Raw genomic sequence first — 26903 nt, forward strand, 5'->3', positions numbered from 1 at the left:
CCTTTTGTATTGTGCGCCAGGCATGGTGTGTAATGCCGTGACTGGCGCTGTTCGGTTCACTGTGGTGGTGATTCGGACGATTATCTGTACGGCTACAAGGGAGCGTTACTTGCCGGGTGTCAGGGTCAATCGCGTGGTGCCGTAGGCCTTGTCGAAGTTCTGCTGTTGCATCGGGAAGCTGACGTACTGGGCTTTCAACCAGCCGTCGATCCCGCTGGCGTAGCTCGGGCTGGCCGGGTTGCCTGACTGCCCGGGGCTCTGCTGGCCGCTCATCGGTTCGATCTGGCCGAAGTCGACGATCATGCGCACGCCCGGCACCTGGGTGACGTCGAAGCTTGCGCCGCCCCAGGCATAGGCCGAGGTGTTCAGCGTGGTGTGGTCGCCGCCGGCCTGGATCGGTCCGCGAATCACCTGGCCGGCGCCGTTCTTCCAGCTATAACGGTGCAGCGTGCCCCATTGCCAGGCCTTGTGATCGCTGCCCAGCAGGCTGTCACCGGCGCTGATCGCCGCCGCCAGGCTGCGGGCCAGGATCGCCGGCTTGTCTTCTTTCTGTGGCGTGCGGCTGTCATCCCAGAACGGGCTGTCCTCGCGGCCCAGCAGATGATCGGCCTGGGCCGAGTAGGACAACTTGCCGTTGGCGACAAAGGCCTGCCAGACCGGACCGCTTTCCGGGCCGAGCTTGTCGAGGAAGATCTGCTTCATGCTTTCCTGCAGGAACAGCTCATATAACGCGGCGTCAGCCGAGGTCGCGCTGAGCTTGCCGTCGAACGCCAGTAACCGGTTCAAGGCTTCCCGCGCCTTGCTCCGTTCGGTATCCGGCAGGGCATCGATGGCCTGCTTGAGCGGCCCGGCCATACCCGGCGCCTGGAACATTTTCTTCAGCTTGTTGGCGAACGTGGTGCTCTGGTCGTACTGCATGGCGATGGTGCTGCGGCTGTCCTGCTTGCCGGCCGCGGCCAGCTCCGCCAGGCGTTCGCCGCGCTCCGGGTAGTACCAGGCGTTGGACAGTTGCATGCCGTAGCCGCGCGCCGCCGTGCGCTGGTTGGCGGTGCCCAGCCAGCCTTGGCCCGGGTCCTGGTCATAGGGATGGAGCATTGCGTCGGCGTAGCCGTCCCAGTCGAAGCGGTTGTCCCAGCCCGGCGATGGCAACAGGCCTTCGCCTTCGCGGCGGTTGGGGAAGCGTCCGGTGACCTGCCAGCCGATATGGTTGGCGTCGGCGAAGACCAGGTTCAGGGCGATGGCGCGGATTTCCCGGCTGGCATCCGAGGCTCTCTCGGCGCTCTGGGCGCGGGACAGGTCGAAGAACGCATCCAGGCTCTTGTCGTCCTTGAACGATGGGGTCTGCAGGGCCAGGCCGTAGCCGCCGGTCAAGGCGGTGTTGTCCAGCGCACTGTTGAGCAGCGGGCCGTGGCGGGTCTCGAACACCGTCTCGCGGATCGAACGCTGGCCCTTGATGAAGTAGGTTTCGTTGCGCACGATTACCGGTAGCCACTTGCCGTCGGCTTCGTAATAGAGCGCATTGCCTTGGCGCTTGAGCTTTTCCAGGAACAGGTCCTGGTTGTCTCCCGGCACGGCGGCCATGCTCCAGGCCACCTTGCCGTTGAAACCGGACAGCAGCATCGGCAGGCCGGCGATCGAGGTCCCGGCGGCGCGGTACTTTGGTGCGTAAATCTGCACGTAGTTCCAGGCGGCGGGAGCGCTGGTCGGTTGCTGCAGGTCGGCGGCCAGCAGGCTCTTGCCGCTGCGGCTGCGCTGCGGGCCGATGGCCCAGTTGGTCGAGGTGCCGGTGCCGAGGATATTCAGCGCGGCCACTTGCTCGGCGGCCTTGTCCAGCGCGCCCAGGCCTGAGACCTGGCTCAGGGCGATGCCCTTGAGTTTCTCGGCTTCGGCCAGCGGCAGCGGTTCGTCCGGGGCGGCCGGGGTCAGCCAGGCTAGCTTGTCGACGCCGACTTTCTGTGCCAGCACCAGGCTGGAAATCTCCTGCCGCAGGTTGGCCGACAGGTTGAAGTTGAGCAGGCAGAAGATCAGCGCGGAATCTTCCGGTTTCCAGTATTCCGGGCGGTAGCCGCTGCTGGCCAGGTCCGGCGGCAGCTTGTCACGATAGCGGAACAGGTAGGCGTTGACGCCGCGCGCGTAGACTTCGAAGAAGCGCTTGAGCCGTGGCGACGCGGCGTTGTACAACTCGCCGGCGCTTTTCTTCAGGTTGACGGCGCGCATGAAACGGTCGCTGTCGAGAGCGTCCGCACCGTTCATTTCGGCAAGCCGGCCCTGGGCGAGCAGGCGCAGGGTGACCATCTGGGTGATGCGGTCGCTGGCGTGGACGTAGCCGAGGGTGAACAGCGCGTCGTGAAAGGTGTTGCTTTCGATCAGCGGCATGCCGAGGCTGTTGCGGCGCACCGAGACGTTCTGCGCCAGGCCCTTGATCGGCTGCACGCCGGAGGTCGGTGGCAGGCTGTCCTGGGAGTTCCAGGCCTGGCAACCAGTCAGGCCGAGCAGGCCCGCCATGGCGGCGGCAACGCCACATTGCTTGAGAGAAAAGGAAAAGGCTGGCGAGGCCATGGCAAGGCTCCTGCGGGGGTAGCGTCAGTAAAGGCGCTACGTTAGTGAGCGGGAGGAAGGCGCGCAAGACGGCGGGCGGGCTTATTTCGAGTTTTGAGTGATAAATCGAAAGGGAAAGCGAATGAATATGCGGATCCAGGCCAACGCGGCACTGATCCTGATTGACCAGCAACAAGGCATCCTTCATCCGCGCCTGGGGCCACGCAACAATCTCTGTGGAGGCGACCGCGCGGACGGCCGGCAACCTCGGGTTTGACACTTGGGTGGTGGAGGACGCGTGCTACACCTTCGACAAGACGGATTATTTTGGTGCGAGGCACAGCGCCCAGGAGGTCCATGCCATGTCCTTGGGCAATCTGCATGGCGAGTATGCGACGGTGGTGTCCAGCCGTTTGGTGCTTGGGGGGTGATCCATCAGAGCAGATGCAGATGGTTGTCCCACAGCCCGGCGGGAAGCTTCAGCGGCTGGGCTGTCAGTTCCTCCTGGCGGCAATCGTAGAAGCGGCAGCGGCCCTGGCCGGAGGTGACGACGAAACCGTCCGCCACCGCACCGACGCCCGCGCAGTCCGCTAATGGCGCGTCCAGGCGCACGGCGCCGCTGTCCAGGTCCCAGATAAAAAAGCGGTTGCCCCGCGGCGCGGTCAAGGCCACCAGGCGCAATTCGCTGTGCACCGCGACGCTGGCGGTGTAATGCGCCATGGCCTGCAACTGCTGCTCGGCCACCGGGAAGGCGATAAAGGGCTGGCCGGGACGCTTGATCGCCAGCAACTCGGCCGACTCGTGGGACGGGCCCATGAACTGCTGGCCGGCGACGATGGTGCCGTCGCTGGCTACGCCCAGGTGGCGCACGCTGTTCATCGGCTGCGGCAGGGTTTCCTTGCTCAGCAGGCTGCCGTCGCGCCGCATCAGCACCAGGCTCGGTTCCATGGCGTCGAGGTTCATCTCCACCCGGCTTTCGGCTTCGGTGCGAATGCCACCATTGGCGACGATCAGGGTCTCGCCATCGGGCATCCACGACACCTGGTGCGGGCCGATACCATGGGTCGAAATCTCGCCGGCATGAACCAGTCCCTCACCTTCGAAGCGATACACACCCAACAGGCCACGACCCGGGGCGGTGGTGTCATTCTCGGTGGCATACAGCCAGTCGCCGCTCTTGTGGATCACCGCATGCCCGTAGAAATGCCGGTTCGGCTGCGAGGCGAGGGTCTGTAGCAGACGCCCGTCGCGCAGGTCAAGCAGGTAGCTCTCGGTGCCGGGACGTCGCGCCACGAAAAGCGCCAGGGGCAGGTTCGGGTGGTTGATGATGTCGTGGCAACGCTGGCCAACCTGGGTGGCGAAGACCTGCGTACCGTCCAGCCGATAGCCCACGGCATAGTGCTTGCCGTCAGTGTCGTCGCGGGCGGAGAGCAGCAACGGGCTGTTGCCCTTTTGCCGGAACAGGCTCCAACCGCCCAGCGTCAACGCGCTGAGCAGCAGGCTACCGAGGGTCAGGGCCTGGCGTCGCAACATCATCAGTCCCCGTCGTTGGCGTTGAAGCCGAGTTGGATGCCCAGCGCCTTGGCCAGCTCGCCTTCGTGCAGGCGGTGGAGCACGTTGAGACTGTCGTAGAGGTCGTTGAGCTGCTGGCGCCCGGTATCGTCGCCAAGCAGGTCGGTCAGCGAACGCTGGGTGCTGTCGAACAGCTTCAGCGAGGCGGTGTAGGCGGCGTCGATCTTCTCGGCCAGCGCTTTCTGTTCCGCCGGCAGCAGGTTGCGCAGGCCCTTGTTGTCGACACCGACCCAGACGGTCCGGGCGGCGGCCAGGCTGGCGCGCATGCCTGGCAGCGAAGACTGGCTGCGCCAGGCATCGGCCTGGAAGGGTTGCGGGATGCCCTTGGTCTGGCGGCCCATGGGCGTGCCGAGCTTTTTCTTCAGGGTGTCGAGGGCGGTGACCTGGACCCGCAGCAGATCGGCGATGGCTTCGTGGGAGTCGGCGTAGCGCTGGTTGGGGAACTTGCTCATCTGCGCGAGCATGCCGTCACTGTTTTCCCAGCGCGAGAGGATCTCTTCGGCAAGGACTTGCTGGCGCTTGCCGATGGCGCTCAGCAGTGGGCAATAGCGGGCTTTCTGGGCACTGTCGGCCAGGTCGATCTTGCTGTCATACAGGATGTATTCGTAGGCCGAGAGGCCCTGGACCACGACGCTGGACTTGGCCAGGGCGTCGGCGTCGATCTGTGGCTGGGCGCTGACCAGTTGCTCGACCTGGCGACCCACCAGGTTTTTCTTGTCCGGCCAGAACTGCACCTGCCAGGAACGATTGCCTTCGGCCAATGGCCCGATCAACAGCGGCTGCAATTCGGCCCAGGCTTTCTGCGCATGGAGAAAGTCGGCACGGGCGGTTGCAAGGCTTGCCTGGCCTGCGCAGAAGGCCAGGGCGCTGATCGCCAGTTGGCGGTCGGCGTCGACCCAGCGGCTGTAGGTCGGCAGGATCACCTGCTTGGCGATCGCGGCCGAGGTCAGCGCCTGCGGGTCTTGCGGCGAGCAGGCGCCGAGGGCGAGTGCGGCCAGGCCGCTGAACAACAGTTTGGGGCGGAACATCGCCGTGTCCTTTTATAAAGAATTCAGGAAGGCCAGCAACGCGGCGCGTTGTTCGGCATTGAAAGACAGCACCTGTTGCTGCGCCGGCAGGGCCTCGCCGCCATGCCAGAGCACGGCTTCGAGCAGGTTGCGGGCGCGACCGTCATGCAGGAACTGGGTGTGGCCGCTGACGGTTTGCGTCAGGCCGATGCCCCACAGCGGCGGGGTGCGCCAGTCATTGCCGTCGGCGAGGAACTCGCTGCGCTGGTCGGCGAGGCCGGGGCCCATGTCATGCAGCAGCAGGTCGCTGTAGGGGCGGATCAACTGATTGGCCAGCTCGGGTTCGGCGGCCGTGGCCGAGGTGGTGAACTGCGGGGTATGGCAGGCCTGGCAACCGGCCTGGTAGAACAGGCTCTTGCCGGCCAGCACCTGCGCCGCGCCGACGTCGCGGCGGGCCGGTACCGCGAGGTTGCGGGTGTAGAAGGTCACCAGGCGCAGGATGTTGTCGCTGACTTCCGGTTCGCCCTCCGCGCCGCCGCCGTGGGGCGCTTGCAGGCAGTCGGTCTGGGTCGGGGTGCAGTCGTCGAAGGGGCGCAGGCTGCTGGTCAGGCCCATGTCGCTGGAAAATGCGTGGACGTTCTGTTGATTGATGTTCGGTTGCCCGGCCTTCCAGCCAAAGCGACCGAGGACGGTCTTGCGCTGGACGTCGTCCCAGACCCGGTTCGGGCGGCCGTTGACGCCCAGGCGTTGCTGCTGCCGGGCGTTGGCCAGGATGGCTTGCTCGGGAATCGCTTCGAGCAGGCCGAGACCGATCATCGGTGGGGCGATGCGCGCGGAAAACAGTGTCTGCGGGTGCATCGGGCCGTAGCCCAACTGACTGATGCGCAGCGTGGGACGACGCAGTTCGACTTCCGTGCCGTCCTTGAACCGTACCGGCAGCGCCTCGTAGTCGACTCGCACCTTGCCTTCCGGGGCGACGCCGGGAAGGGCCATGTCCTGCAATTGCCCACCGTAGGCCGGTTCTGGTACCACGCCCTGGCGTTCGATCAGATTGGCGTACATCGGGTTGTTGGGAATCGACAGGCGTACCAGCATCGACACGGCGTTATCCGCGCCAGGAGCCGGCGGATGACCGCGGCCGTCCTTGATATGGCAGTTCTGGCAGGCGTTGGTATTGAACAGCGGGCCGAGGCCGTCGCGGGCGGTGGTGGTGGACGGTGCGATGACCCAGGGACTACGGAAAAAACTGTTGCCGACGCTGAAGTCCAGGCGCCGCTCCGGGGAGAGGTTGGCCGAAGGTCGCGAGAAGGCGTTGCGATCGTATTTGCCAACCGTGGCGCTGCCGCCGGATCGAGCTTCGCCGGGTTCGGGCTTGGTAAAACGCGGTGCGTCGTCGCAGGCGGCCAGGCCAAGGGCCAGGAGCAGTGTCGACAAGCGAAGGGGCAGCGAGGGCATCGGTGTCCAGGACGTTAGAAAGACCGGCGCGAGTTTATCAGTCTCGATACATTTGAATAAGAGGGATTAGCATTTGCTTGATTGACTGCATGGTACGACCCTGTGGTGAGCGGGCTTGCCCGCTCGCCACAAGTTTCGGCCAGACTAGAGGCCGTGTTGCCGATCAGAAATCGTGATCGGCGTTGTCCGGGTTCAGGTCGCTGATGCCCAGCTTGGCCGCCGCCTGCTCGATGGAGCCGGTCTGCTTGACCAGCGCCGAAATGGCATCACGTACGATCTTGTTACCGGTTTCGTTGCCGGATGCGATCAACTGGTCGTAGTGCTCACCCTTGTTGGCGTGGTCGACCATGATCTGGATCTTCGCTTCGGTGGTTTTCAGGTCGTTCTTGAGCGCCTCGTCGGTCGCCGGGTCGGCCTTGGCCACCAGGGACGACAGGCTCGGGCCGGTCAGCCGGGTGCCATCGACGCGGGTGTATTCACCCAGGTAGACGTTGCGGATGCCCTTGGCATCGTAGAAGTGCGAGTTGTGGGTGTTGTCACTGAAGCAGTCCTGCTCGTCTTCCGGCGAGTTGGCTTCCAGCGAAACCTTCATGCGCTCGCCCGCCAGTTCACCGAGGGACAGGCTGCCCATGCCGAAGAGCATCTTGCGCAGGCCACTTTCAGCCGGCTCGGCTTCCAGGCTGGCGCGATAGTTGTCAGCCACATCCGGCTTCCAGTTGCCGACCATTTCGTCCAGGTCGTTGACCAGCAGTTGGGTCACGGCCTTGAGGTAGGCGCGCCGCCGATCGTTGTGACCGCCGGTGGCCCCGGGACCCTCCAGGTAGTCCGAAGCTGGACGGCTGCCGGCGCCAGGGCCGGTACCGTTCAGGTCCTGGCCCCAGAGCAGGAATTCGATAGCGTGGTAGCCGGTGGCGACATTGGCTTCCGAGCCGCCCAGCTCGTTCAGGCTGGCAAGTTTTTCCGGGGTGATCTCGCTGACATCGACCTTGTCTTCACCGATCTGGATCTGCTGGTTGGCGATGATGTTGGCAGTCGCGGCCGGGTTGCCCAGGGCATGTTCGTAGGCGGCATCGACATAGTCGATCAGGCCTTCGTCCAGTGGCCAGGCATTCACCTGGCCTTCCCAGTCGTCGATGATGGTGTTGCCGAAGCGGAACACTTCGCTTTGCAGGTAGGGCACGCGCGCGGCGATCCAGGCCGCGCGGGCGGCCTTGAGGGTCTCGTCGTTCGGTTTGGCGAGGAAGGCGTCGACAGCCGCCTGCAGGTTCTTCGCGGTGGATTCGGCATCGCTGAACACGGCGAAGACGATCTCGGTGTAGTGGGCGACCACGGCCTTGGCGGCGGCTTCGTCGACTTTACCGCCAGCATCGTCGCCGGGCGCCTGGGCCGCGGCGGCCGGGGCCTGGGTGGCCGCTGTGGATTTTTCCTTATCCTTGTCGCCACAACCGGCGAGGGCGATGGCAATGGCCAACAGACTGGCGGTGGCCAGAGGCATGCGAATCATGGCGAACATCCTGCTTCGAGAGAGGGGATGGGGGCACGGAACCCCGCAAAACCGGCACATAATGCGAAAGATTTGCATTCTGTGTAAAGGGCTTAGTGATTGAAATATTTGGTATTAAATCAGTGGTTGATCCCAGCCGATCTTGTCGCGGCGGGGCTCACAAGATCGCCGCATTGCTGCGTTGCGCCTGCTTGAGATAGACCCCCAGCTCGCGGGCCGGCAAGGGTTTGCTGTAGTAGTAGCCCTGGCCCTCGTGGCAGCCCTCGGAAATGATGTAGGCCTCCTGCTCGACGGTTTCCACGCCTTCGGCGATGACCTGCATGCCGAGGCTCTTGCCCAGTTGGATGATCGCCCGGACGATGGTCGCATCGTCGTCATCATCGAGCAGGTCCTGGACGAAGCTCTTGTCGATCTTGATCTTGTCCAGAGGCAGGCTCTTGAGATAACTCAGCGACGAGTAGCCGGTGCCGAAGTCATCGATGGCGATCAGCGCGCCGGAGCGGCGCAGGCTCAACAAGTGCTGGGCGGCGGTGCTGATGTCTTCCATCAGGCCGGTCTCGGTGACTTCCAGCTCCAGGCTGCGTGGCGGCAGGCGGTACATCTGCAAGAGGTTGTTGACCACCCGCGGCAGTTCGGCGTGGTGCAGTTGCACGGTGGACAGGTTGACCGCCATGCGCAGGTCGCTGAAACCCTGGTCGTGCCATTCGCGCAACTGGTGGCAGGCCTGGTCCAGTACCCATTCGCCGATGGCGATGATGGTGCCGTTCTGCTCGGCCAGGGGAATGAACAGGTCCGGCGGTACCAGGCCGTGTTCCGGGTGCTGCCAGCGGATCAGTGCCTCGACGCCCACCACCCGATGGTCGCGGTAGCTGATCTGCGGCTGGTAGACCAGGTAGAACTGATTGCGGTTGAGGGCATCGCGAAGGTCTTTTTCCAGTTCGCGGCGGCGGCGCATTTCGCTGTCGACGCTGGCGATATAGAACTGGTAGCGGTTGCGCGAGCGGGTCTTGGCCAGGGTCATGGTCTGTTCGGCTTTCTGCAACAGCTTCTCGGTGCTGTCACCGTCTTCCGGGAACAAGGTGATGCCGATGGTGGCGCGCAGGCGGATTTCCTGGTGGTCGAGGGCAAACGCCGCTTCCAGGTCGTCGAGGATGCTCTGGGCCAACTCGGCCGCTTCATAGGGTTGTTCGATATCGGCCTGGACCAGGGCGAACTGGTCGCCACCCAAGCGGGCCAAGGCGCCGAGGCGGCCGCTGTGGGCGCGCAGACGGTCGGCCAGGGCCAGCAACAGTTGGTCGCCGACCTGGTAGCTGAACTGTTCGTTGATACCCTTGAAGTCGTCCAGGCCGACACAGAGTACCGCCACCCGGCGTTGCAGGCGGCCGGCGTCCACCAGGATCTTGTCCAGTTGCTGCTGCAACTGCTGGCGGTTGGGCAGGCCGGTGAGGAAGTCGTACTGGGCCATGCGCAGCAGGCTGTTTTCCGCTTCGTGGCGCAGGTGGGTATTGCGCTCGATGGACGCCAGCAACTGGTTGGCGGTGTTGACCCAGATACCCAATTCGTTTTTTTCATGGCCCTTGAGCTGGGGCAACTGATGTTCGCTGGGACGATCCGGGTTGACGTTGCTCAGGTGCTCGATGATCCGCGACAGCGGCTTGGTCAGCAGCCAGTGATAGACCAGATACAGCACCAGGCCGAGGAACAGTGCCCGCAGCACGCCGGAGATGAAGATGATCACCGAGTTGACCAGGAAGCCCTGGCCGTAGGTTGCCGTGTCGAGGGTGATGCTCAGGTCGCCGTAATATTCGCTGTAGGGACCGCGACCGACCAGTTGCGTGCTGAAGGTGCTTTCCTGGCCGAGGATCGGGTCGGTCAGCCAGCGGCTGGCGGTTTTTTGCAGGTCGCGGGATTTTTCCGCGAGCATGGCTTCGTTGGGATGGCCGATGGAGGCCATGCGCACCGCGTCGTCCTGGAACAGGCCCTCGATGACTTGCATGCCCATCTCGCGGTCTAGGCTGTAGACCGCCTGGGTCGAGGGGTCGCGGAACATATCGAGAATGCGCTGGGCATCGCTGGCCACGGCTTGCCGGGTCTTGTAGGCATCAAAGACGATCTGCGCACAGCTCAGCACAACGCCGACGATCAGCGCCGACAGCAGCACGACCCGGAGCAACTTCACCGACAAGCTGTTCTTGAATTCCAGCTTCAAAGGGCTATTCCTTGTTCCGTGCGGATGGCATCAAGTTGCCATGAGTATTGGCAATCCGGCCCGGTCAGTCAAAGGGACAATGCAAGCGGCGAGAACCTGTGCTCATGCTTGACCGATCAGGCGGTTCCCGGACCCTTTCAGGCCATGCTGACTGTGTCGGTCGCTCAAGCTGTCTACTTGAGGGGGGAGCTTCATTTTCCCGGATTATTCAGGTTAGTTCCTGGCGGCGCGACTGGCATAAAAAAACCCGGCGAGGCCGGGTTTTTTTGCGCAGCGGGTTCAATCTCAAGCGGTGAAGGCTTTGCCTTCGAACTGCTCGGCGACGAATTTCCAGTTCACCAGGTTCCAGAACGCCTCGACGTACTTCGGACGGACGTTGCGGTAGTCGATGTAGTAGGCGTGTTCCCAGACGTCGCAGGTCAGCAGCGGGGTGTCGCCGCTGGTCAGCGGGTTGCCGGCGCCGATGGTGCTGGCCAGGGCCAGGGAACCGTCAGCCTTCTTCACCAGCCAGCCCCAACCGGAACCGAAGGTGCCGACGGAAGTCTTGGTGAACTCTTCCTTGAACTTGTCGAAGGAACCGAACGCGGCGTTGATGGCTTCAGCCAGCTTGCCGGTCGGTTGACCGCCGGCGTTTGGCGCCAGGCAGTTCCAGTAGAAGGTGTGGTTCCAGACCTGAGCGGCGTTGTTGAAGATGCCGCCGGAGGAAGACTTGACGATTTCTTCCAGGGTCTTGCCTTCGAACTCGGTGCCTGGCACCAGGTTGTTCAGGTTCACGACATAGGTGTTGTGGTGCTTGTCGTGGTGGTACTCCAGGGTTTCCTTGGAGATGTGCGGCTGCAGGGCATCATGTGCATAAGGCAGCGGAGGCAATTCGAAAGCCATGGTGATTCTCCTAATCAGGTCAGTTGCGGTGAGCGCAAGGCCGATCACGGCGGCCATACAGGCGTGCGCCGGGGAGTTTGTACTCTTTGCGGCGCAAGACTCGGATCATAGCACCGGGGGGGCGGCTTAACCACGCAACAACTGTGTGGAATAGAGGTTCCAGAGCCTTTTGGAATAACTCAGCGGGTACCGATCAATTGGGCCGCGACGCTGAACATCATGATCGCCACCAGCAGGTCGAGCAGGCGCCAGGTGGCCGGGCGCGCCAGCCACGGGGCCAGCCACGCCGCGCCCAGGGCCAGGCTGAAGAACCACAGCAGCGAAGCGCTGGCGGCCCCCACCACATAAGCGCCGGGCTCGGTTTGCTGGGCGCCGAGGGAACCGATAAGCAGCACGGTGTCGAGGTACACGTGGGGGTTGAGCAGGGTCACCGCCAGGGCGCTGAGCAGCACGGCGCGCAATGAGCGCACGGTCTGGCCCTGGCCTTGTTGCAGGCTCTGCCGGGAAAAGGCCCGGCGCAGCGCCAGGCTGCCATACCAGAGCAGGAAGGCCACGCCGCCCCAGCGGGCGAACGCCAGCAGCGTCGGGTTGTGCGCCAGCACGCTGGCCAGGCCGAAGACCCCCGCCGTCACCAGCAGCGCATCGCAGAGCACGCACAAGGCCGCCACTGGCAGGTGGTGTTCGCGACGCAGGCTCTGGGCCAGGACAAAGGCGTTTTGCGTGCCGATCGCCATGATCAGGCCGGCGGCTACCAGCATGCCATTCAGATAACTCTGCCACATGTCGACTACTCCCCGTGTTCGGCCAGTTGTCGCAAGACCTGCATGGCGCGCTCGGCGTCGTCGCGAGCGACGAAGAGGTGGTCGTGGTAATAACCGGCGATCACGTTGCAGCTGATACCGGCTCTGCTGAGGGCGCCGGCGAAAGCGGCGGTGAGGCCGATCGCGGCCAGCGCCGAGTGCACGTTGAGGGTGATCCAGGCCGCCAGGTAGTCGAACGCCAGGCCCAGGGCCTGGGCGTCTTCGCGGCGCAGGATGACGCTCAGGCCTTCGCGTTCGCGAAAGCTGCCGATGGGCTCGCGGCCTTGGAGCAGGCTGGCGTCGCTCAGGCTGCAGAAAACGTAGTCTCCGGTGTTGAGTTCGGGGCTCATGCTGCGCAGCAGCACGCTCAGGGAGGTTTCGCCGGCCATGTCGGTGTCCTTGGATAAACAGTGGATGTGGGCATTCTGCGCGGCGATGTTGTATAAGAAAAAACAATAGTGCTGATCGCCCATTAGGAAAACTGATGTTCGACTATAAATTGCTCTCCGCCCTGGCGGCTGTGGTCGAGCAGGCCGGCTTCGAACGCGCGGCCCAGGTGCTGGGGTTGTCGCAGTCGGCGATTTCCCAGCGGATCAAGTTGCTCGAAGCCCGGGTCGGCCAGCCGGTGCTGGTGCGGGCCACGCCCCCGAGCCCGACCGAGATCGGCCGGCGCCTGCTCAACCATGTGCAGCAGGTGCGCCTGCTCGAGCGTGACCTGCAGAGCCAGGTGCCGGCGCTGGATGAGGAGGGCCTGCCGGAGCGCCTGCGGATCGCCCTGAATGCCGACAGCCTGGCGACCTGGTGGGGCGAGGCGGTGGGGGATTTCTGTGCCCGCCAGCACCTGTTGCTGGACCTGGTGGTGGAGGACCAGACCGTGGGCCTCAAGCGCATGCGCGCCGGCGAGGTCGCGGCGTGTGTCTGCGCCAGCGAGCGCCCGGTGGCCGGCGCGCGTAGCCTGCTGCTGGGGGCAATGCGTTATCGCGCGCTGGCCAGTCCGGCGTTTATCGCCCGGCACTTTCCCGGCGGCATTGATGTGCAGACGCTGGCCCGCACGCCGGCGCTGGTGTTCGGCCCGGACGACTTCCTGCAACACCGTTACCTCGCGGCACTGGGCGTGGAAGGCGGTTTCGAACATCATCTGTGCCCGTCATCGGAAGGCTTTATCCGCCTGACCGAGGCCGGCCTGGGTTGGGGGCTGGTGCCGGAATTACAGGTGCGCGAGCAGTTGGCCCGGGGCAGACTGGTGGAGTTGATCGCGGATAAAACCATCGATGTGCCGTTGTACTGGCATCATTGGCGCAACGGCGGGCAATTGCTTGGGCAGTTGACCGAGCATCTGGCGCGTTCGGCGGCGCAATGGCTGGTGCCTCTGGCGTGACGGGCGGCGTTTAAGTAGCAGGCAAGACGAATCAAGGCATTTGGAGCACGACATGAAAATTCTGGTCACCGGCGCGAGTGGCTTTATCGGCGGGCGCTTTGCGCGTTGCGCCCTGGAGCAGGGCCATGAGGTGCGGGTCAATGGCCGCCGGGCCGAGAGTGTCGAGCATCTGGTGCGGCGTGGCGCCGAGTTCATCCAGGGCGACCTGACTGACCCGCAGTTGGTGCGCGAGCTGTGCCGCGATGTCGAGGCCGTGGTGCATTGTGCCGGCGCGGTGGGACTCTGGGGGCGTTACCAGGACTTCCACCAGGGCAATGTGCTGGTCACCGAAAATGTCGTCGAGGCCTGCCTCAAGCAGCAGGTCCGGCGCCTGGTGCACCTGTCGTCGCCGTCGATCTACTTCGATGGCCGTTCGCACCTGGGGCTGACCGAGGAGCAGGTACCCAAGCGTTTCAAGCACCCTTACGCGGCGACCAAGTACCTGGCCGAACAGAAGGTCTTCGGCGCCCGGGAGTTCGGTCTTGAGGTCCTGGCGCTGCGTCCGCGCTTCGTGACCGGTGCCGGTGACATGAGCATCTTCCCGCGGCTGCTGAAGATGCAGCGCAAGGGGCGCCTGTCGATTGTCGGCAACGGCCTGAACAAAGTCGATTTCACCAGCGTGCACAACCTCAACGAAGCGCTGCTGAGCAGCCTGCAGGTCGGCGATTCGGCCTTGGGCAAGGCTTACAATATCAGCAACGGCAGGCCCATTCCGTTGTGGGATGTGGTGAACTATGTGATGCGCCAGATGCAGGTGCCGCAGGTGACCCGCTACCGCTCCTTCGCTCTGGCCTACGGCGTCGCGGCCTTGAACGAAAGTGCCTGCGCTCTCTGGCCTGGACGTCCGGAGCCGACTCTGTCGCGCCTGGGCATGCAGGTGATGAACAAGGATTTCACCCTGGACATCAGCCGCGCGCGGCATTATCTCGGTTACGAGCCCAAGGTCAGCTTGTGGGCGGCCCTCGACGAGTTCTGTGCCTGGTGGAAAGCCCAGGAACCGGCGACCGTTTAAATATTCGGTTACCACGACTGAACCCGGTTCCAGGTTCGGGGTCGATCAGAGCGGCGGGCTTGGGCGGTATACTCGCTGCATTTCGCTATCACTGCGGTTCAGAAAGGTTCCTTCATGCGTAACGATGCCAACGATGATTTCGATGATGTGCCCAGCCTGCGTGCCGATGCGGACGACCATGACGATCACGTCGGCACCGTACCCGCACGTGAGCGCACGCGTACCCAGGTTGCCGCCACGCCGCGGCTCAAGGTCAAGGTGCCGAGCACCGGGCCGCTGTGGGCGTTGGTCGGTGCCTTGTTCATTGCCTTCGCCGGGCTGGCCTGGTGGAGCTTCCAGCAGATCACCCTGATGGAGCAGCAACTGGTGGCGACCCAGGAAAGTTTCGCGCGGATCAGCGAGGAAGCGGCGGGGCGCTTGCAGGCGATTTCCGGCAAGGTGGTCGCCAGCGAGTCGAGCGTCAGCAGTGACAGCGAAGCGCTGAAGTTGCAGATTCGCCAGCTCGAAGGCAAGTTGCTTGAGCAGGGCCGCCAGCAACAGGGCGTTGCCGGGCAAGCCACCGGTCTTGAGCAACGCCTGCAACAGATGAGCGCGTTGACGGCGGACCAGCAGAGCGCCAACACCCAGTTGCAGGCGCAGGTCAAAAGCCTGGCGGCGGAAGTCGCCGGCCTGAAGGGCGCCCAGGGTGATGCCGGCAAGCTCGACGCGCAGGTGAAGAGCAATGCCGCCGAAATTGCCGCCTTGAAAAAGCAGGGCAATGGCAGTGCGGCGGTCGAGCGTATCGAACAGGAACTGATCGTGCTCAAGAGTGAACAGGACAAGCGTCAGGCCGCGGGTGGGCAGGCGGGCTCCAACACGGCGGAGTTCGATGCCTTCCGTGGGCAGGTCACGCGCAATATCACCACCTTGCAGAACCAGATCCAGAACCTGCAGGAGCAGATCAGCGCAAAACCCGGAGCATAGCGGGAGCGGTTTGTGTAGGAGCGGAGTTTGTCGGGTCGCCGCGCCGCCGCGAAGAGGCCCGTGAGGGCGCCAGAAGCTTCGCGGGCAAGCTCCGCTCCCACAGGCTCTAATTAAATACCTACAGATTTTGTGGTGTAAGTGCTGGCTGGTGTTGTGGCGGAATTTTCGCCGTCGGGGCACTCGTCGAGGGTTTCGCGGTCTGATCTGGTGTAGGCGGGCATTGGCCCGCCTACGTCGCTCAGCTTCGCTGACCGACGCCCTTCAGCGGTCCAGGAGGCCGCCATGCACCCTCGAATCCTTCTCGCCGCAAGCCTGTCCCTGGTACTGTCCGCGTGTGTCCCCTATTACGATGGCGGGGCCACCTATTACCGTTCCGATGTCTACACCGCCCCGGCCCCGGCCTATTACTACGGCGGCGGTTCCTACTATCGGCACGGCTACTATGTGCCTGCACCACGCTATTACGCCCCGGCGCCGACCTACCGTCCATATCCGAACCGCGGTTGGGGCTGGGATCGGCATCAATGGCGCGGTGACGACAGCGATGGCGGTCACGGTCACCATGGCGGCGGTGGCCGTGGTCATGGCGGCCGGGGGAACTAGCCGGGACCAAGCGGGCCGCCGCTCAGTAGTCTGACAAGTCCGCCAGCGGATGGCGTCCCTCCCAGGCCTTGTGGAAATGGGCCTCGACCACGGCTTCCGGCACGGCGGCGATATCCGGCCAATGCCAGCGCGGTTCGCCGTCCTTGTCGATCAGCCGCGCCCGCACGCCTTCGCTGAACTCCGGATGACGGCAGCAGTTGAGGCTCAGGGTGTATTCCATCTGGAACACTTGCGCCAGTGACAGGTGTCGGGCCCGCGCGATCTGTTCCCAGACCAGATGAGCGGTCAACGGGCAGCCCTCCTTGAGTTGCCTGGCCGCCCGGGCCAGGCGTTTGTCGGCGTCTTCGGCCAGTTGCGCAATGGCCTTCCAGGCACAGTGCACATCGCTGACATCCAGCAGTTCATCGATGCGCTCGCGCAGCGGCAGCCATTGTGCTTGCGGTTGCGCTTGCTGCTCGCGGGCCTGACGTTCCAGTGCCTTGAGCAGGCTGTTGAGCTGCATTGCCGTCTGCTCCTGCCAATTGAGTCGCAGCAGCCCTTCGATCAGTTCTTCCTGTTGATCGTCGCCCAGCAGCCGGTCGGCCAGGCCCAGGTCAATGGCGTCGCGCGCGTTCATCTGCGCGCCGGTCAGGCCGAGGAACAGTCCCAACTTGCCCGGCAGCCGCGACAGAAACCAGCTGGCGCCGACATCCGGGTACAAACCGATACCGATCTCCGGCATCGCCAGGCGGCTGCTCGGGGTGACGATGCGAATGGTCGCGCCTTGCAGCAGGCCCATGCCGCCGCCGAGGACATAACCATGGGCCCAGCACAGCACCGGCTTGGGGTAGGTGTGCAGGCGATAGTCGAGGCGGTACTCCGAGGCAAAGAACACGCTGGCCAGTGGCGGGACCGCGCCCGGATGGGCCTGGCAGGCCTGGGCCAGGCTGCGCACCTCGCCGCCGGCGCAGAAGGCCCTGGCGCCGTTGCCACGCAGTAGCACGCAGACGATGTTCGGATCCCGCGCCCAGGTCTCCAGGCGTTCGTCGAGGTCCTGGATCATCGGCAGTGACAGTGCATTGAGGGTATGTTCGGCATCCAGGGTGGCGATGCCCAGGCGGGCACCGTTGATACCGGTGAGTTCTTCGAAATGCAGGTTCATCATGACCTCGCTACTCGTTGAATGCACAGTATGATCCTTGTGTGGGAAAGTGCCGGTTCTGTCGCGGATCAATTGACAAGCGTGATGGGCTTTCCTAGTGTCCGCCCCATTGTTATTTCCGGACACGATAATGACCGACGACGACCGCATCAAACTCGAGCCCAGCTGGAAGCAGGCGCTACGTGAAGAGTTCGACAAGCCCTACATGAGCGAGTTGCGAGAATTTCTGCGCCAGGAGCGTGCCGCCGGCAAGGAGATCTACCCGCCGGGCCCACTGATCTTCAATGCCATGAACAGCACGCCGCTGGATCGGGTGAAGGTGGTGATCATCGGTCAGGATCCCTACCATGGCCCGGGCCAGGCCCATGGCCTGTGCTTTTCGGTGCAGCCGGGTGTCCCGGCGCCACCGTCGCTGGTCAATATCTATAAGGAGTTGCAGCGCGACCTGAACATCGACATTGCCAAGCACGGCTACCTGCAAAGCTGGGCCGAGCAGGGCGTGTTGCTGCTCAACACCACCATGACCGTGGAGCGCGGCATCGCCGCCTCACACGCCAATCGCGGCTGGCAGTTCTTTACCGATCGGATTATCGAAGTGGTCAGCGAGCACCAGGACAAACTGGTGTTCCTGCTCTGGGGCGCCCATGCCCAGGGCAAGCAGAAGCTGATCGACGCGACCAAGCACCTGGTCTTGAAGTCGGTGCATCCGTCGCCGTTGTCGGCCTATCGCGGCTTTATCGGCTGCGGGCATTTCAGTCGGACCAACAAGTTCCTCGAACAGAATGGCCAGGCGCCGATTCAGTGGGCGTTGCCACCGCTCTGACGGCCTTGGGCGGCAGGGGGGACGGTTCAGTTAAGAGAGATCTCAAGCCAGGCCAAGATTTGTGGCGAGCGGGCAAGCCCGCTCGCCACAAGACTGCGTTCAACCTCAAGTCTTTTTAACTGACTGGAATTGGGCTGTTGCCCTCCCGTGTTCCTTTATCAGGCATCCGCCAGCGTGCGGCGTTGCACCGAACGCTTGCGCCAACTGCGTACCAGCGGCATCAGTAGCATGATCGCCGTCAGTACCCAGACCCCCGCCGTGGACGGCGTAGACCCCGATCGCGGTGATAATGGCGATCACCGGCACCAGCGCCCAGTTCGGCGCGGCGAGACCGCGTTTGTCACCTTGGCCGAACGTACCGCTGGCACCCGGCAACACGCCCATGATGAAACCCAGCAAGCCGCAACGGATGTTCACCGTGAACACTGAAGCCGCTTCCTCGAAGTTGAACATCATCCGCCCGGTGGCCTTCACCGCTTCCTGGCCGCGATGGGTCTTTTCCAGCAGCAGGAGGATTTCGCTGATGGAGAACAGGCCCAGTACCAGCACCACGAACTGGATGCCGTCGGTGAGGTGGATATTGTCCCCGGTGAAACGGTAGACACCACTGTTGGCATCGATCCCGACACTCGACAGGAACAGGCCGATCAGCGCCGCGAAAAAGGTCTTCAACGGCCGATCGCCGGCCATGCCGCCGAGGCAGACAATGGCGAAGACCAACAGCACGAAATACTCCGCCGGGCCGAAGGCAATCGCCCATTTCGCCAGCAGCGGGGCGAACAGCACCATGCCACAGGTGGCGATTAAGGCGCCGATGAACGAACTCCAGGCCGACAGCGACAGGGCTACGCCGTACAGGCGAGCCATGGGGATGCCCACCAGGACGCTGCCGAGGATGAAGCCCACGGATTCGAAGGTGCCGGCGAACACCAGCAACAGGACCACGCAAATGCCGATCTTGTGCAGGGTGGCGCGGTCCAGCGGCGGCTCTTCTTCACTGTGCACGATGGGGCTGGGACGAAGCAGCAGGTACAGCAAGCCCAGGCCCATCAGGCCGAGCATCAGCAGCGGGTAGGCGCGCGGGCCGACCGGTTCGTAGGAAAAGGCCGCCTGATAGGGTCAGGCCATCAGGGCCAGGCCGATGCAGGCCAGCAGCAACACGACGGCGAACAGTCGTTGTAAAAGCATGGGGCGAACTCCTGTGGCGCGCCCCCTGGCAGGGGGAGCGAACGCTAGGCGGAGGCGATCACTGAATCAGGCCGAATTCCTTGGCCAGCACCTTGTAGTCGGCGACCTGTTTCTTCACATAGGTGTCGAGTTCGGGGCCGGTCATGGCGAAGGGGAACAGCGCGCGCTGGTCGCGCAGCTTGGCGAATTCTTTCGAGGCCAGGAGTTTGTCGAAGGCGGCTTTCCACCAGGCGTAGTCTTCGTCGCTGACCTTGGGCCCCAGGTAGAAACCGCGCACCACCGGCCAGACGATGTCGTAGCCTTGCTCCTTGGCGGTGGGGATGTTCTTCATTTCCGGCTTGTCCAGGCGTTGTTCGGCGAACACCGCCAGCAGGCGCATGTCGCCGCTCTGGATGTACGGCATGGAGTCGGAAGTGTCGGTACTGCCGACCTGGGTTTGCCCGCCCAGCAAGGCCGTGATGATTTCGCCGCCCCCTTCGAGGGCCACGTAACGCAGGTTGCGCGGGTTGATCCCGGCAATCTTGGCGATCAGCGCGGCCTGCATCCAGTCTTGGCCACCAACGGTGCCGCTAAAACCGATGACCACCTTGCGCGGGTCGGCCTTCAGTGCATTGACCAGGTCGGCGAGGGTTTTATACGGTGAGTCGCTTTTCACCGCGATGGCGCCGTAGCTGGTACCAACGGTGGCCAGCCAGCGCACGGCGCCTTCATCGAAACGGCCGAACTTGCCTTGCGCCAGGTTCAGCAGCGAACCGCTGGACCAGGCCACCAGGGTGTTGGCATCGGCCGGGTGCTGGGTGATCACGTCGTTGTAGGCCACGGCTCCGACGCCACCGGGCATATAAGTGACGCGCATGGGCGTGCTGAGGATTTGTTCATTGAGGAGCGCGCTTTGCGCCAGCTTGCAGCTCAGGTCGAACCCACCGCCGGGGGCGGCCGGGGCGATGCATTCGGGGTGTTCGGGTTCGGCGGCGAAGAGCTGCCCGGCAAGCAGTAAACACCCGGCGGCGCGGGCGAAGGTGCGTAATGGCGGCATGGTGGAGTACTCCGTTATTGTTCTTGTGCGGGCGCCACCACGTTGAAGTGTTTTCGGCTTCAGGGGTGGTGGCGGGCAGTGCTCGTAACTTCCCGTTAAGGGATTATAACGGTTCAATCTTTCACTATGCTTTCATTGTGATAGGCCCTGCAAACAGAGGCGGTGATGGCTAGCGGTGGTTTGTTTATCCGGTAGACTCCGGCCCCGGAAGGGCGTTTGACGTCACCCTTGTCTAGGTAGGAAAACCATGCGTGTGCTTCTGGTCGAAGACCATCCCCAATTGGCTGAAAGTGTGGCCCAGGCGCTCAAGAGCGCGGGGTTGACCGTGGATGTGCTGCACGATGGGGTGGCCGCTGACCTGGCATTGAGCAGTCAGGAATACGCCGTGGCGATTCTTGACGTGGGCCTGCCGCGCCTGGACGGGTTCGAGGTGCTGGCCCGTTTGCGTGCGCGGGGCAAGAACTTGCCGGTACTGATGCTGACCGCGCGTAGTGATGTGAAGGACCGCGTCCATGGGCTGAACCTGGGGGCGGACGATTACCTGGCCAAGCCGTTCGAGCTCAGCGAGCTGGAGGCGCGGGTCAAGGCGTTGTTACGGCGCAGCGTTCTGGGCGGTGAGCGTCAGCAGCGTTGCGGTGCGTTGGTCTACGATCTGGACAGCCGGCGTTTTGCCCTCGGCGACGAACTGTTGACCCTAACGTCTCGTGAACACGCGGTGCTAGAAGCGCTGGTTGCCCGACCCGGTCGGGTGATGAGCAAGGAGCAGTTGGCCGCGCAGGTCTTCGGAATGGACGAGGAGGCCAGCACCGATGCCATCGAAATCTACGTACATCGTCTGCGCAAGAAGCTCGACGGCCAGGCGGTGGCCATCGTCACCTTTCGCGGTCTCGGCTATCTGCTCGAGCATCGCGATGCATAAGGCCGGCAGTCTGCGTTGGCGGCTGCTGCGCAACCTGGCGCTGTTGCTGGTGGTGTTGATGCTCGCCAGCGGTTGGAGTGCCTACTACAATGGTCGCGAGGCGGCGGACACGGCTTATGACCGCACCCTGCTGGCCTCGGCGCGAACCATTGCCGCGGGCCTGTCGCAACGCGACGGCAGCCTGAGCGTCAATGTGCCGTATGTCGCTCTGGACACTTTTGCCTATGACAGCGCCGGGCGGATCTACTATCAGGTCGACGACATCCACCGGCAGTTGATTTCCGGTTACGAAAACCTCCCTGCACCACCGCCCGGCACGCCGCGCACCGATGACTATCCGGCGCTGGCGCGGTTCTACAATGGCCAATATCGGGGGCAGAAGGTGCGGGTGGTGAGCCTGCTCAAGGTGGTCAGCGAACCGAATATGAACGGCACGGCGGAAATTCGCGTGGCCGAGACCGTTGAGGCCCGGGAGAACATGGCCCGCAGCCTGATGGCCGACACGCTGTTGCGCGTGGGGATGCTGGCGCTGGGGGCGCTATTGCTGGTGGGGTTTGCCGTGAGCGCGGCGTTGCGTCCGCTGGAACGTTTGCGCGCGGCTGTGGAGGAGCGTCAGCCGGATGATCTGCGGCCCTTGCCGCTGGTGCAGGTGCAGCATGAGCTCCAGCCGTTGGTGCGCTCGCTCAATCACTTCACCGAGCGCCTGCGTCGACAGTTCGAGCGCCAGGGGCAGTTTATCGCCGACGCCGCCCATGAGTTGCGCACGCCGCTGGCCGCGCTCAAGGCGCGTCTTGAGTTGGGCTTGCGAGCGACGGAACCGACGACCTGGCGCGAGACTCTGGAGATCGCAACCCAGGGCACGGACCGCCTGACCCATCTGGCCAACCAGTTGCTGTCGCTGGCGCGGATTGAAAATGGCGCACGGGCGATTGCCGAGGGCGGCGCGCAATTGCTCGACCTCAGCCAGCTTGCTCGGGAGCTGGGCATGGCGATGGCGCCCCTGGCCCATGCGCGGGGCGTGGCATTGGCGCTGGAGGCTGATGAAGTCGTGTGGATACGGGGTGAGCCGACCTTGCTCAACGAACTCTTGAGTAACCTGGTGGACAATGCGTTGGCTCATACGCCGCCGGGCGGCAATGTGATCCTGCGGGTCGGCTTGCCGGCGGTGCTGGAAGTGGAGGACGACGGACCGGGGATTGCCCAGGAGGAGCGTGAGCGGGTCTTCGAGCGCTTCTACCGGCGCCATCAGCAGGGCGTCGGCGCAGGGCTGGGACTGGCGATTGTCGGCGAGATCTGCCGGGCACACCTGGCGCAGATCACTTTGCATGATGCCCAGCCCCACGGCCTGAAAGTCCGCGTGAGCTTTATCGCCGGACCTGTCGCACCCTCTTGAAAATCCCACAAACCTGTAGGAGCTGGCCTGCCGGCGATGAGGCCCTTGAGTCTTGCGGCGCCTGTCCTGACGTCATTGCCGGCAAGCCGGCTCCCACATGAGTCCGGCGTCGGACACGGGGTTTGCGTAGAACGCCGAGCCAGCAGGCGCCGACTAGCGGAACATCTCCCGCGCTTCGTTGAGCTGATCGCTGAGGGTACTGCTTTCAGCATCCAGCCCCAGCTTGATAAAGGCTTTCAAGTCGCCCAGTGCGATCTGCGCGAACGGATGCTCGGTACCCTGATGGCAAAACACACTGGCGATCTGCACCAGGCCGATATAGTCGATGCCCTTGCTGTCGCGTTCCAGGTTCAGGTATTGCCCGGGCAGCTTGGCGAGCATTTCCGGAAACTCCCAGACCTTCAGCAACTCATCCCCGAGCAACGGGTGGATGCTCTCGATCACGTGATCCAGGCTCAGCGGATCGGCGAGCAACTCGTAGTGGTCCTCGGCGTAGGTCAGGATCGGCAGCACGCCGATCTGGTGTACCAGCCCGCCCAGCGCCGCCTGGTCCGGCTTGAGCAGGGTGAAGTTGCGGCACAGCACGTAGCAGACCCCGGCGATCTCCAGGCTCTTGCGCCAGACCTCGCGCATCTTCTGCTCCACCACCTCGGAACGGGCATGGAAAATCTGCTCCATGACCAGGCCGATGGCCAGGTTGCTGCTGTAGTTGACCCCCAGCCGTGTGATGGCGGTGTGCAGGTCGGTGACTTCATGGCTGGCCCGCAGCAGCGGGCTGTTGACCACCTTGATCAGGCGCGCCGACAACGCGGTGTCGCCGCCGATCACTTTGCTCAAGGTGCTGACGCTGATCTCCGGATCTTCGGCCGCCTTGCGAATCTTCAGGGCCACTTCCGGGAGCGTCGGCAGAACCAGGTCATCGTTGTCGATGGCCTTGACCAAATCCTGTTGGACCTTTTCCGCCAGCTTGTTCATTTCAATTCTCTAGGGCGGTGCGGTTAACGCTGGATTTCGCTGTCGCGGTCCAGTTGATAGGGCAGGTCCAGCAGTGTCAGGGCCGGACCTTGCAAATCGCCCAGATGGACATGACCGGCTTCTGCAGCTTCGGCCTGCAACACGGCCAGTAGTTCAATGCCATTTTCCGCCCTGGCGGCGATCACCACTTCGCCGATGGCGCTGCCATGGGAGGGGGCGAACAGCGCGCTACCCGGTTCCGGCAGTTGTTCGGCGACCAGTGCCAGGCGATAAAGGCGCCGCTTGAGCTTGCCCAGGTACTGCATGCGGGCGACGATTTCCTGCCCGGTATAGCAGCCTTTCTTGAAACTTACGCCACCGACCGCCTGCAAATTGAGCATTTGCGGAATAAACAGTTCACGGGTCTGCGGCATGACCTGGCCGATACCGGCGCGCACCTGGCCGAGCAGCCAGGTGTTCAGATCGGCTTCGCACAACTGCCCGGCCAGATGCTCGCGGACGCGAGCGGCCTGATCCGCCGGAACCCAGAGTTCGCTACGCCCCGGGGATACCCGCAGGGCGATCAGTCCGCCCGCGCGGACCACGGCGTCGGTCTCGCCCGGCAGCCCAAGGCCCAGGCCAGGCAAGGCGGCATCGGCGTCGCCGAGCCCGAAGCGGACCCAACCGGCGCTTTCGTCGGTGAGCTTGGATTTGGAGAACACGGCGTATTTTTTCAGGTCCGCCAGTTGAGGCTCCAGCAGCTCGCCGGCCATCGCCAGCAGCACGCCGTCGCCTTCGAGCAGGATCCGGAAGCTCGACTGCATGCGGCCTTTTTGCGTGCAGCGTGCCCCGAGGCTGGCCCGGGCGTCACTCAGGTAGTTGAGGTTGCAGGTCAGTTGGCCCTGGAGGAACTTGGCGGCGTCGGTGCCGCGGACGGCAAGAACTCCTTCGTGGGTCAGCGTGCAGAAAAAAGCGGAATCGGCCATGGGTCATCGCAGCGGAAAAAGGATGGGAGACATCATAGAGGGGCGCCTGGCAAATGGGTAGTTCACAACGCCGCCCGCGCCCCCGACCAAAGCCGACTGTCGGCGCGCGCGCAGGGCTGTATACTTGCGCTCAACTTTGAGGAGCGCTCCATGGTCGAAGATGTAGAACTCAATCGCCTCTATTGGCACAGCCGCCGCGGCATGCTGGAGCTGGACGTGTTGCTGGTACCGTTCGTCAGGGAGGTGTACCCGCATCTGAGCCAGGCCGACCGTGACTGCTATCGCAACCTGCTCGAGTGCGAAGACCAGGATATGTTCGGCTGGTTCATGGAACGTTCCGAGTCGGAAGATCCGGAATTGCAGCGAATGGTTCGCATGATCCTGGATCGTGTCCAGCCCAAGTAATCTGTTCGAATGCCGCTGGCAGGCCTCGCGGCTGCTGCCGGCGGCGTATCTCGGGGCCCTGGGCCTGGCGTTGGTTGCGCTCTGTTTGCTGGATGTCCCGCCCTGGGCCAGTCTGTCCGGGGCTTTGTTGTGCCTGCTGCATGGTGCCTGGGTGCTGCCGCGGCAGTTGCTGCTGAGCCATCCGTCGGCTTTTACCGGCTTGCGCCGTGACGAGCAGGGCTGGCAACTGTGGAACCAGGCCAGTGGCTGGCAGCCGGTACAGTTGTGCCGCGACAGCCTGGCCTTGCCGTGGCTGGTCGTGCTGCGTTTTCGCTTGCCGGGCGAGCGTCGGGTCCGCGCGTTGTGCGTGCCCGGCGATGCGCAGGCGGCGGACGTGCACCGGCGCCTGCGCGTACGCTTGAAGTTCAGTCGGCGTAGGTGGGCGGCACCAGGATAGTGTCCAGCGCCTCGGGCAGCAGGTCCGGGTAGTCGAGGGTGTAATGCAGGCCGCGGCTTTCCTTGCGTGCCATGGCCGAGCGAATCATCAGTTCGGCGACCTGGGCCAGGTTGCGCAACTCGATCAGGTCGCGGCTGACCTTGTAGTTGCTGTAGAACTCATCGATTTCGTCGAGCAGCAGGCGCACCCGGTGCTGTGCCCGTTGCAGGCGCTTGTTGGTGCGCACGATGCCGACATAGTCCCACATGAAACGCCGCAGTTCGTCCCAGTTGTGCGCAATGATCACGTCCTCGTCGGAGTCGGTCACCTGGCTCGCGTCCCAGCTTGGCAAAGCAGCCGGCACGGCGACCTGTGGCAGTTGCCGGAGAATGTCCGCCGCCGCCGAGCGGGCGTAGACGAAACATTCCAGTAGCGAGTTGCTGGCCATGCGATTGGCGCCGTGCAGGCCGGTGAAGCTGGTCTCGCCGATGGCGTACAGGCCAGGCACATCGGTGCGGCCGTGCTGGTCGACGAGTACCCCGCCGCAGGTGTAGTGCGCGGCTGGCACCACCGGGATCGGGCCCTTGGTAATGTCGATGGAAAATTCCAGGCAGCGTTCGTACACCGTCGGGAAGTGGGTCTTGATAAAGGCTTCTGACTTGTGACTGATATCCAGGTAGACGCAGTCGATACCCAGGCGCTTCATCTCATGGTCGATGGCCCGGGCGACGATGTCCCGTGGCGCCAGTTCGGCCCGTGGGTCGAAGCGTGGCATGAAGCGTTCGCCGTTGGGCAGCTTGAGGTACGCGCCTTCGCCGCGCAGGGCCTCGGTGATCAGGAAACTCTTGGCCTGCGGGTGATACAGGCAGGTGGGGTGGAACTGGTTGAATTCCAGGTTCGCCACCCGGCAGCCGGAACGCCAGGCCATGGCGATGCCGTCGCCGCAGGCGCCGTCGGGGTTGCTGGTATAGAGGTAGACCTTGGCCGCACCGCCCGAGGCGAGCACGGTGAAACGCGCGCCATAGGTGTCGACCTCGCCGGTGCCGCGGTCGAGCACGTAGGCCCCCAGGCAGCGCTCGCCGGCCAGGCCGAGGCGCTTTTCGGTGATCAGGTCGACAGCGACCCGCTGTTCCAGCAACTCGATATTGGGCCGCTGGCGGGCTTGTTCGAGCAGGGTCTTGAAGATTGCCGCGCCAGTGGCGTCGGCGGCATGGATGATGCGTCGATGGCTGTGGCCGCCCTCGCGGGTCAGGTGGAATTCGAAACCGCCGTCATCGGCGCTGGCCTCTTCGTCGCGGGTAAACGGCACGCCCTGGTCGATCAGCCACTGGATGGCCTCGCGGCTGTGCTCGACGGTGAAACGCACGGCGTCTTCGTGGCACAGGCCACCGCCGGCGTTGAGGGTGTCCTCGACATGGGACTGCACGGTGTCGGTGTCGTCGAGCACCGCGGCGACCCCGCCCTGGGCCCAGAACGTCGAACCATTGGCCAGGTTGCCCTTGCTCAGTACGGCTATGCGCAGATGGCTGGGCAGGGTGAGCGCCAGGCTCAGACCGGCGGCACCGCTGCCAATCACCAGCACATCGTGTTGAAAATGTCGGCTCATCTGAAACATCCGAAAAAAGCGCCCGGGGGCAGTTACCGGGCCCCGCCCGACAGCCCACTAGTATATGGCTGGGGG

24 protein-coding genes and 2 pseudogenes are annotated in these 26903 nt (G+C 63.8%); 11 read left to right on the forward strand and 15 right to left on the reverse strand.

Annotated elements, in window-relative coordinates; genetic code table 11:
- Positions 1-105: 105 nt before the first annotated feature.
- The gene (locus tag M5B96_RS13665; RefSeq protein ID WP_248797195.1) at positions 106-2559 is read right to left on the reverse strand and encodes a penicillin acylase family protein; all 2454 of its coding nucleotides are present in this window, start codon (positions 2557-2559) and stop codon (positions 106-108) included.
- A gap of 121 nt (positions 2560-2680) precedes the next feature.
- Between M5B96_RS13665 and M5B96_RS32725 the strand changes: the two genes are divergently transcribed.
- Together M5B96_RS32725 and M5B96_RS13670 are read left to right on the forward strand one after the other, a co-directional pair.
- Positions 2681-2815, forward strand: coding sequence for a hypothetical protein (locus M5B96_RS32725; RefSeq protein ID WP_412548608.1), 135 nt, complete (start codon positions 2681-2683; stop codon positions 2813-2815).
- Positions 2772-2969 (forward strand): annotated as a pseudogene (locus M5B96_RS13670) (isochorismatase family protein); the annotation flags it as partial. The gene M5B96_RS32725 and the pseudogene M5B96_RS13670, both read left to right, overlap by 44 nt.
- A gap of 4 nt (positions 2970-2973) precedes the next feature.
- On the opposite strand, the gene M5B96_RS13675 reads toward M5B96_RS13670, so the two are convergent.
- The 8 genes from M5B96_RS13675 to M5B96_RS13710 all read right to left on the reverse strand — a co-directional run bounded on the left by M5B96_RS13675 (position 2974) and on the right by M5B96_RS13710 (position 12356).
- Positions 2974-4071, reverse strand: a complete 1098-nt coding sequence (locus tag M5B96_RS13675; protein ID WP_248797326.1) for a DUF1513 domain-containing protein — start codon at positions 4069-4071, stop codon at positions 2974-2976.
- Between the two features lie 2 nt (positions 4072-4073).
- The gene (locus M5B96_RS13680; protein ID WP_248797196.1) at positions 4074-5138 is read right to left on the reverse strand and encodes an imelysin family protein; all 1065 of its coding nucleotides are present in this window, start codon (positions 5136-5138) and stop codon (positions 4074-4076) included.
- Positions 5139-5150: 12 nt separating this feature from the next.
- Positions 5151-6572: a di-heme oxidoredictase family protein gene (locus M5B96_RS13685; protein WP_248797197.1), complete on the reverse strand. Its 1422-nt coding sequence runs from the start codon at positions 6570-6572 to the stop codon at positions 5151-5153.
- 163 nt (positions 6573-6735) lie between these two features.
- The gene (locus M5B96_RS13690; protein WP_248797198.1) at positions 6736-8076 is read right to left on the reverse strand and encodes an imelysin family protein; all 1341 of its coding nucleotides are present in this window, start codon (positions 8074-8076) and stop codon (positions 6736-6738) included.
- Between the two features lie 157 nt (positions 8077-8233).
- Positions 8234-10285: a putative bifunctional diguanylate cyclase/phosphodiesterase gene (locus M5B96_RS13695; RefSeq protein ID WP_248797199.1), complete on the reverse strand. Its 2052-nt coding sequence runs from the start codon at positions 10283-10285 to the stop codon at positions 8234-8236.
- Positions 10286-10570: 285 nt separating this feature from the next.
- A complete protein-coding gene (gene sodB, locus M5B96_RS13700; protein ID WP_103498275.1) occupies positions 10571-11167 on the reverse strand; it encodes a superoxide dismutase [Fe] in 597 nt (198 codons plus the stop codon).
- 179 nt (positions 11168-11346) lie between these two features.
- Positions 11347-11949 carry a LysE/ArgO family amino acid transporter gene (locus tag M5B96_RS13705; protein WP_248797200.1) on the reverse strand — a complete coding sequence of 201 codons (603 nt, stop codon included), beginning with the start codon at positions 11947-11949 and terminating at the stop codon, positions 11347-11349.
- Between the two features lie 5 nt (positions 11950-11954).
- Entirely contained in the window at positions 11955-12356 is a 402-nt protein-coding gene (locus M5B96_RS13710) for an ACT domain-containing protein (protein WP_248797201.1), read from the reverse strand.
- 95 nt (positions 12357-12451) lie between these two features.
- Between M5B96_RS13710 and M5B96_RS13715 the strand changes: the two genes are divergently transcribed.
- From M5B96_RS13715 to M5B96_RS13730, 4 genes are all read left to right on the forward strand, one after another.
- Positions 12452-13345: a LysR family transcriptional regulator ArgP gene (locus M5B96_RS13715; protein ID WP_248797202.1), complete on the forward strand. Its 894-nt coding sequence runs from the start codon at positions 12452-12454 to the stop codon at positions 13343-13345.
- Positions 13346-13397: 52 nt separating this feature from the next.
- Complete coding sequence (locus M5B96_RS13720; RefSeq protein ID WP_248797203.1) at positions 13398-14396, forward strand: NAD-dependent epimerase/dehydratase family protein; 999 nt, start codon at positions 13398-13400, stop codon at positions 14394-14396.
- Positions 14397-14510: 114 nt separating this feature from the next.
- Positions 14511-15359 (forward strand): ATPase, encoded by an 849-nt coding sequence (locus tag M5B96_RS13725; protein WP_248797204.1) that lies wholly within the window; start codon positions 14511-14513, stop codon positions 15357-15359.
- A gap of 282 nt (positions 15360-15641) precedes the next feature.
- Entirely contained in the window at positions 15642-15962 is a 321-nt protein-coding gene (locus M5B96_RS13730; protein ID WP_248797205.1) for a hypothetical protein, read from the forward strand.
- Between the two features lie 22 nt (positions 15963-15984).
- Here M5B96_RS13730 and M5B96_RS13735 read toward each other — a convergent pair whose 3' ends face one another.
- The gene (locus tag M5B96_RS13735; protein WP_248797327.1) at positions 15985-17103 is read right to left on the reverse strand and encodes an enoyl-CoA hydratase/isomerase family protein; all 1119 of its coding nucleotides are present in this window, start codon (positions 17101-17103) and stop codon (positions 15985-15987) included.
- Positions 17104-17233: 130 nt separating this feature from the next.
- Here M5B96_RS13735 and ung point away from each other — a divergent pair, with 130 nt between their 5' ends.
- Complete coding sequence (ung, locus tag M5B96_RS13740) at positions 17234-17926, forward strand: uracil-DNA glycosylase (protein WP_248797206.1); 693 nt, start codon at positions 17234-17236, stop codon at positions 17924-17926.
- A 318-nt stretch (positions 17927-18244) separates the two neighbouring features.
- Here the strand turns inward: ung and M5B96_RS13745 are convergent.
- Positions 18245-18988, reverse strand: a pseudogene (locus M5B96_RS13745) (tripartite tricarboxylate transporter permease); the annotation flags it as partial.
- 184 nt (positions 18989-19172) lie between these two features.
- The gene (locus M5B96_RS13755; protein ID WP_248797207.1) at positions 19173-20150 is read right to left on the reverse strand and encodes a Bug family tripartite tricarboxylate transporter substrate binding protein; all 978 of its coding nucleotides are present in this window, start codon (positions 20148-20150) and stop codon (positions 19173-19175) included.
- Positions 20151-20397: 247 nt separating this feature from the next.
- On the opposite strand from M5B96_RS13755, the gene M5B96_RS13760 reads away from it, so the two are divergent.
- Entirely contained in the window at positions 20398-21069 is a 672-nt protein-coding gene (locus M5B96_RS13760) for a response regulator (protein WP_248797208.1), read from the forward strand.
- Positions 21062-22462: a sensor histidine kinase gene (locus tag M5B96_RS13765; protein ID WP_248797209.1), complete on the forward strand. Its 1401-nt coding sequence runs from the start codon at positions 21062-21064 to the stop codon at positions 22460-22462. Before M5B96_RS13760 ends, M5B96_RS13765 begins: the two co-directional genes overlap by 8 nt.
- A gap of 153 nt (positions 22463-22615) precedes the next feature.
- On the opposite strand, the gene M5B96_RS13770 is transcribed toward M5B96_RS13765, so the two are convergent.
- Complete coding sequence (locus M5B96_RS13770; protein WP_248797210.1) at positions 22616-23437, reverse strand: HDOD domain-containing protein; 822 nt, start codon at positions 23435-23437, stop codon at positions 22616-22618.
- A gap of 23 nt (positions 23438-23460) precedes the next feature.
- On the reverse strand, positions 23461-24402 hold the full coding sequence (locus M5B96_RS13775; protein WP_248797211.1) for a YgfZ/GcvT domain-containing protein: 942 nt from the start codon (positions 24400-24402) through the stop codon (positions 23461-23463).
- Positions 24403-24552: 150 nt separating this feature from the next.
- On the opposite strand from M5B96_RS13775, the gene M5B96_RS13780 reads away from it, so the two are divergent.
- Positions 24553-24807, forward strand: a complete 255-nt coding sequence (locus M5B96_RS13780) for a succinate dehydrogenase assembly factor 2 (protein ID WP_100944438.1) — start codon at positions 24553-24555, stop codon at positions 24805-24807.
- Positions 24791-25243, forward strand: coding sequence for a protein YgfX (locus M5B96_RS13785; RefSeq protein WP_248797212.1), 453 nt, complete (start codon positions 24791-24793; stop codon positions 25241-25243). Before M5B96_RS13780 ends, M5B96_RS13785 begins: the two co-directional genes overlap by 17 nt.
- On the opposite strand, the gene nadB is transcribed toward M5B96_RS13785, so the two are convergent.
- The gene (nadB, locus tag M5B96_RS13790) at positions 25212-26828 is read right to left on the reverse strand and encodes an L-aspartate oxidase (protein WP_248797213.1); all 1617 of its coding nucleotides are present in this window, start codon (positions 26826-26828) and stop codon (positions 25212-25214) included. The two genes, M5B96_RS13785 and nadB, sit on opposite strands and share 32 nt — an antisense overlap.
- Positions 26829-26903: the final 75 nt, after the last annotated feature.

Source organism: Pseudomonas sp. MWU13-2105 (assembly GCF_023242315.1).
Taxonomy (GTDB): domain Bacteria; phylum Pseudomonadota; class Gammaproteobacteria; order Pseudomonadales; family Pseudomonadaceae; genus Aquipseudomonas.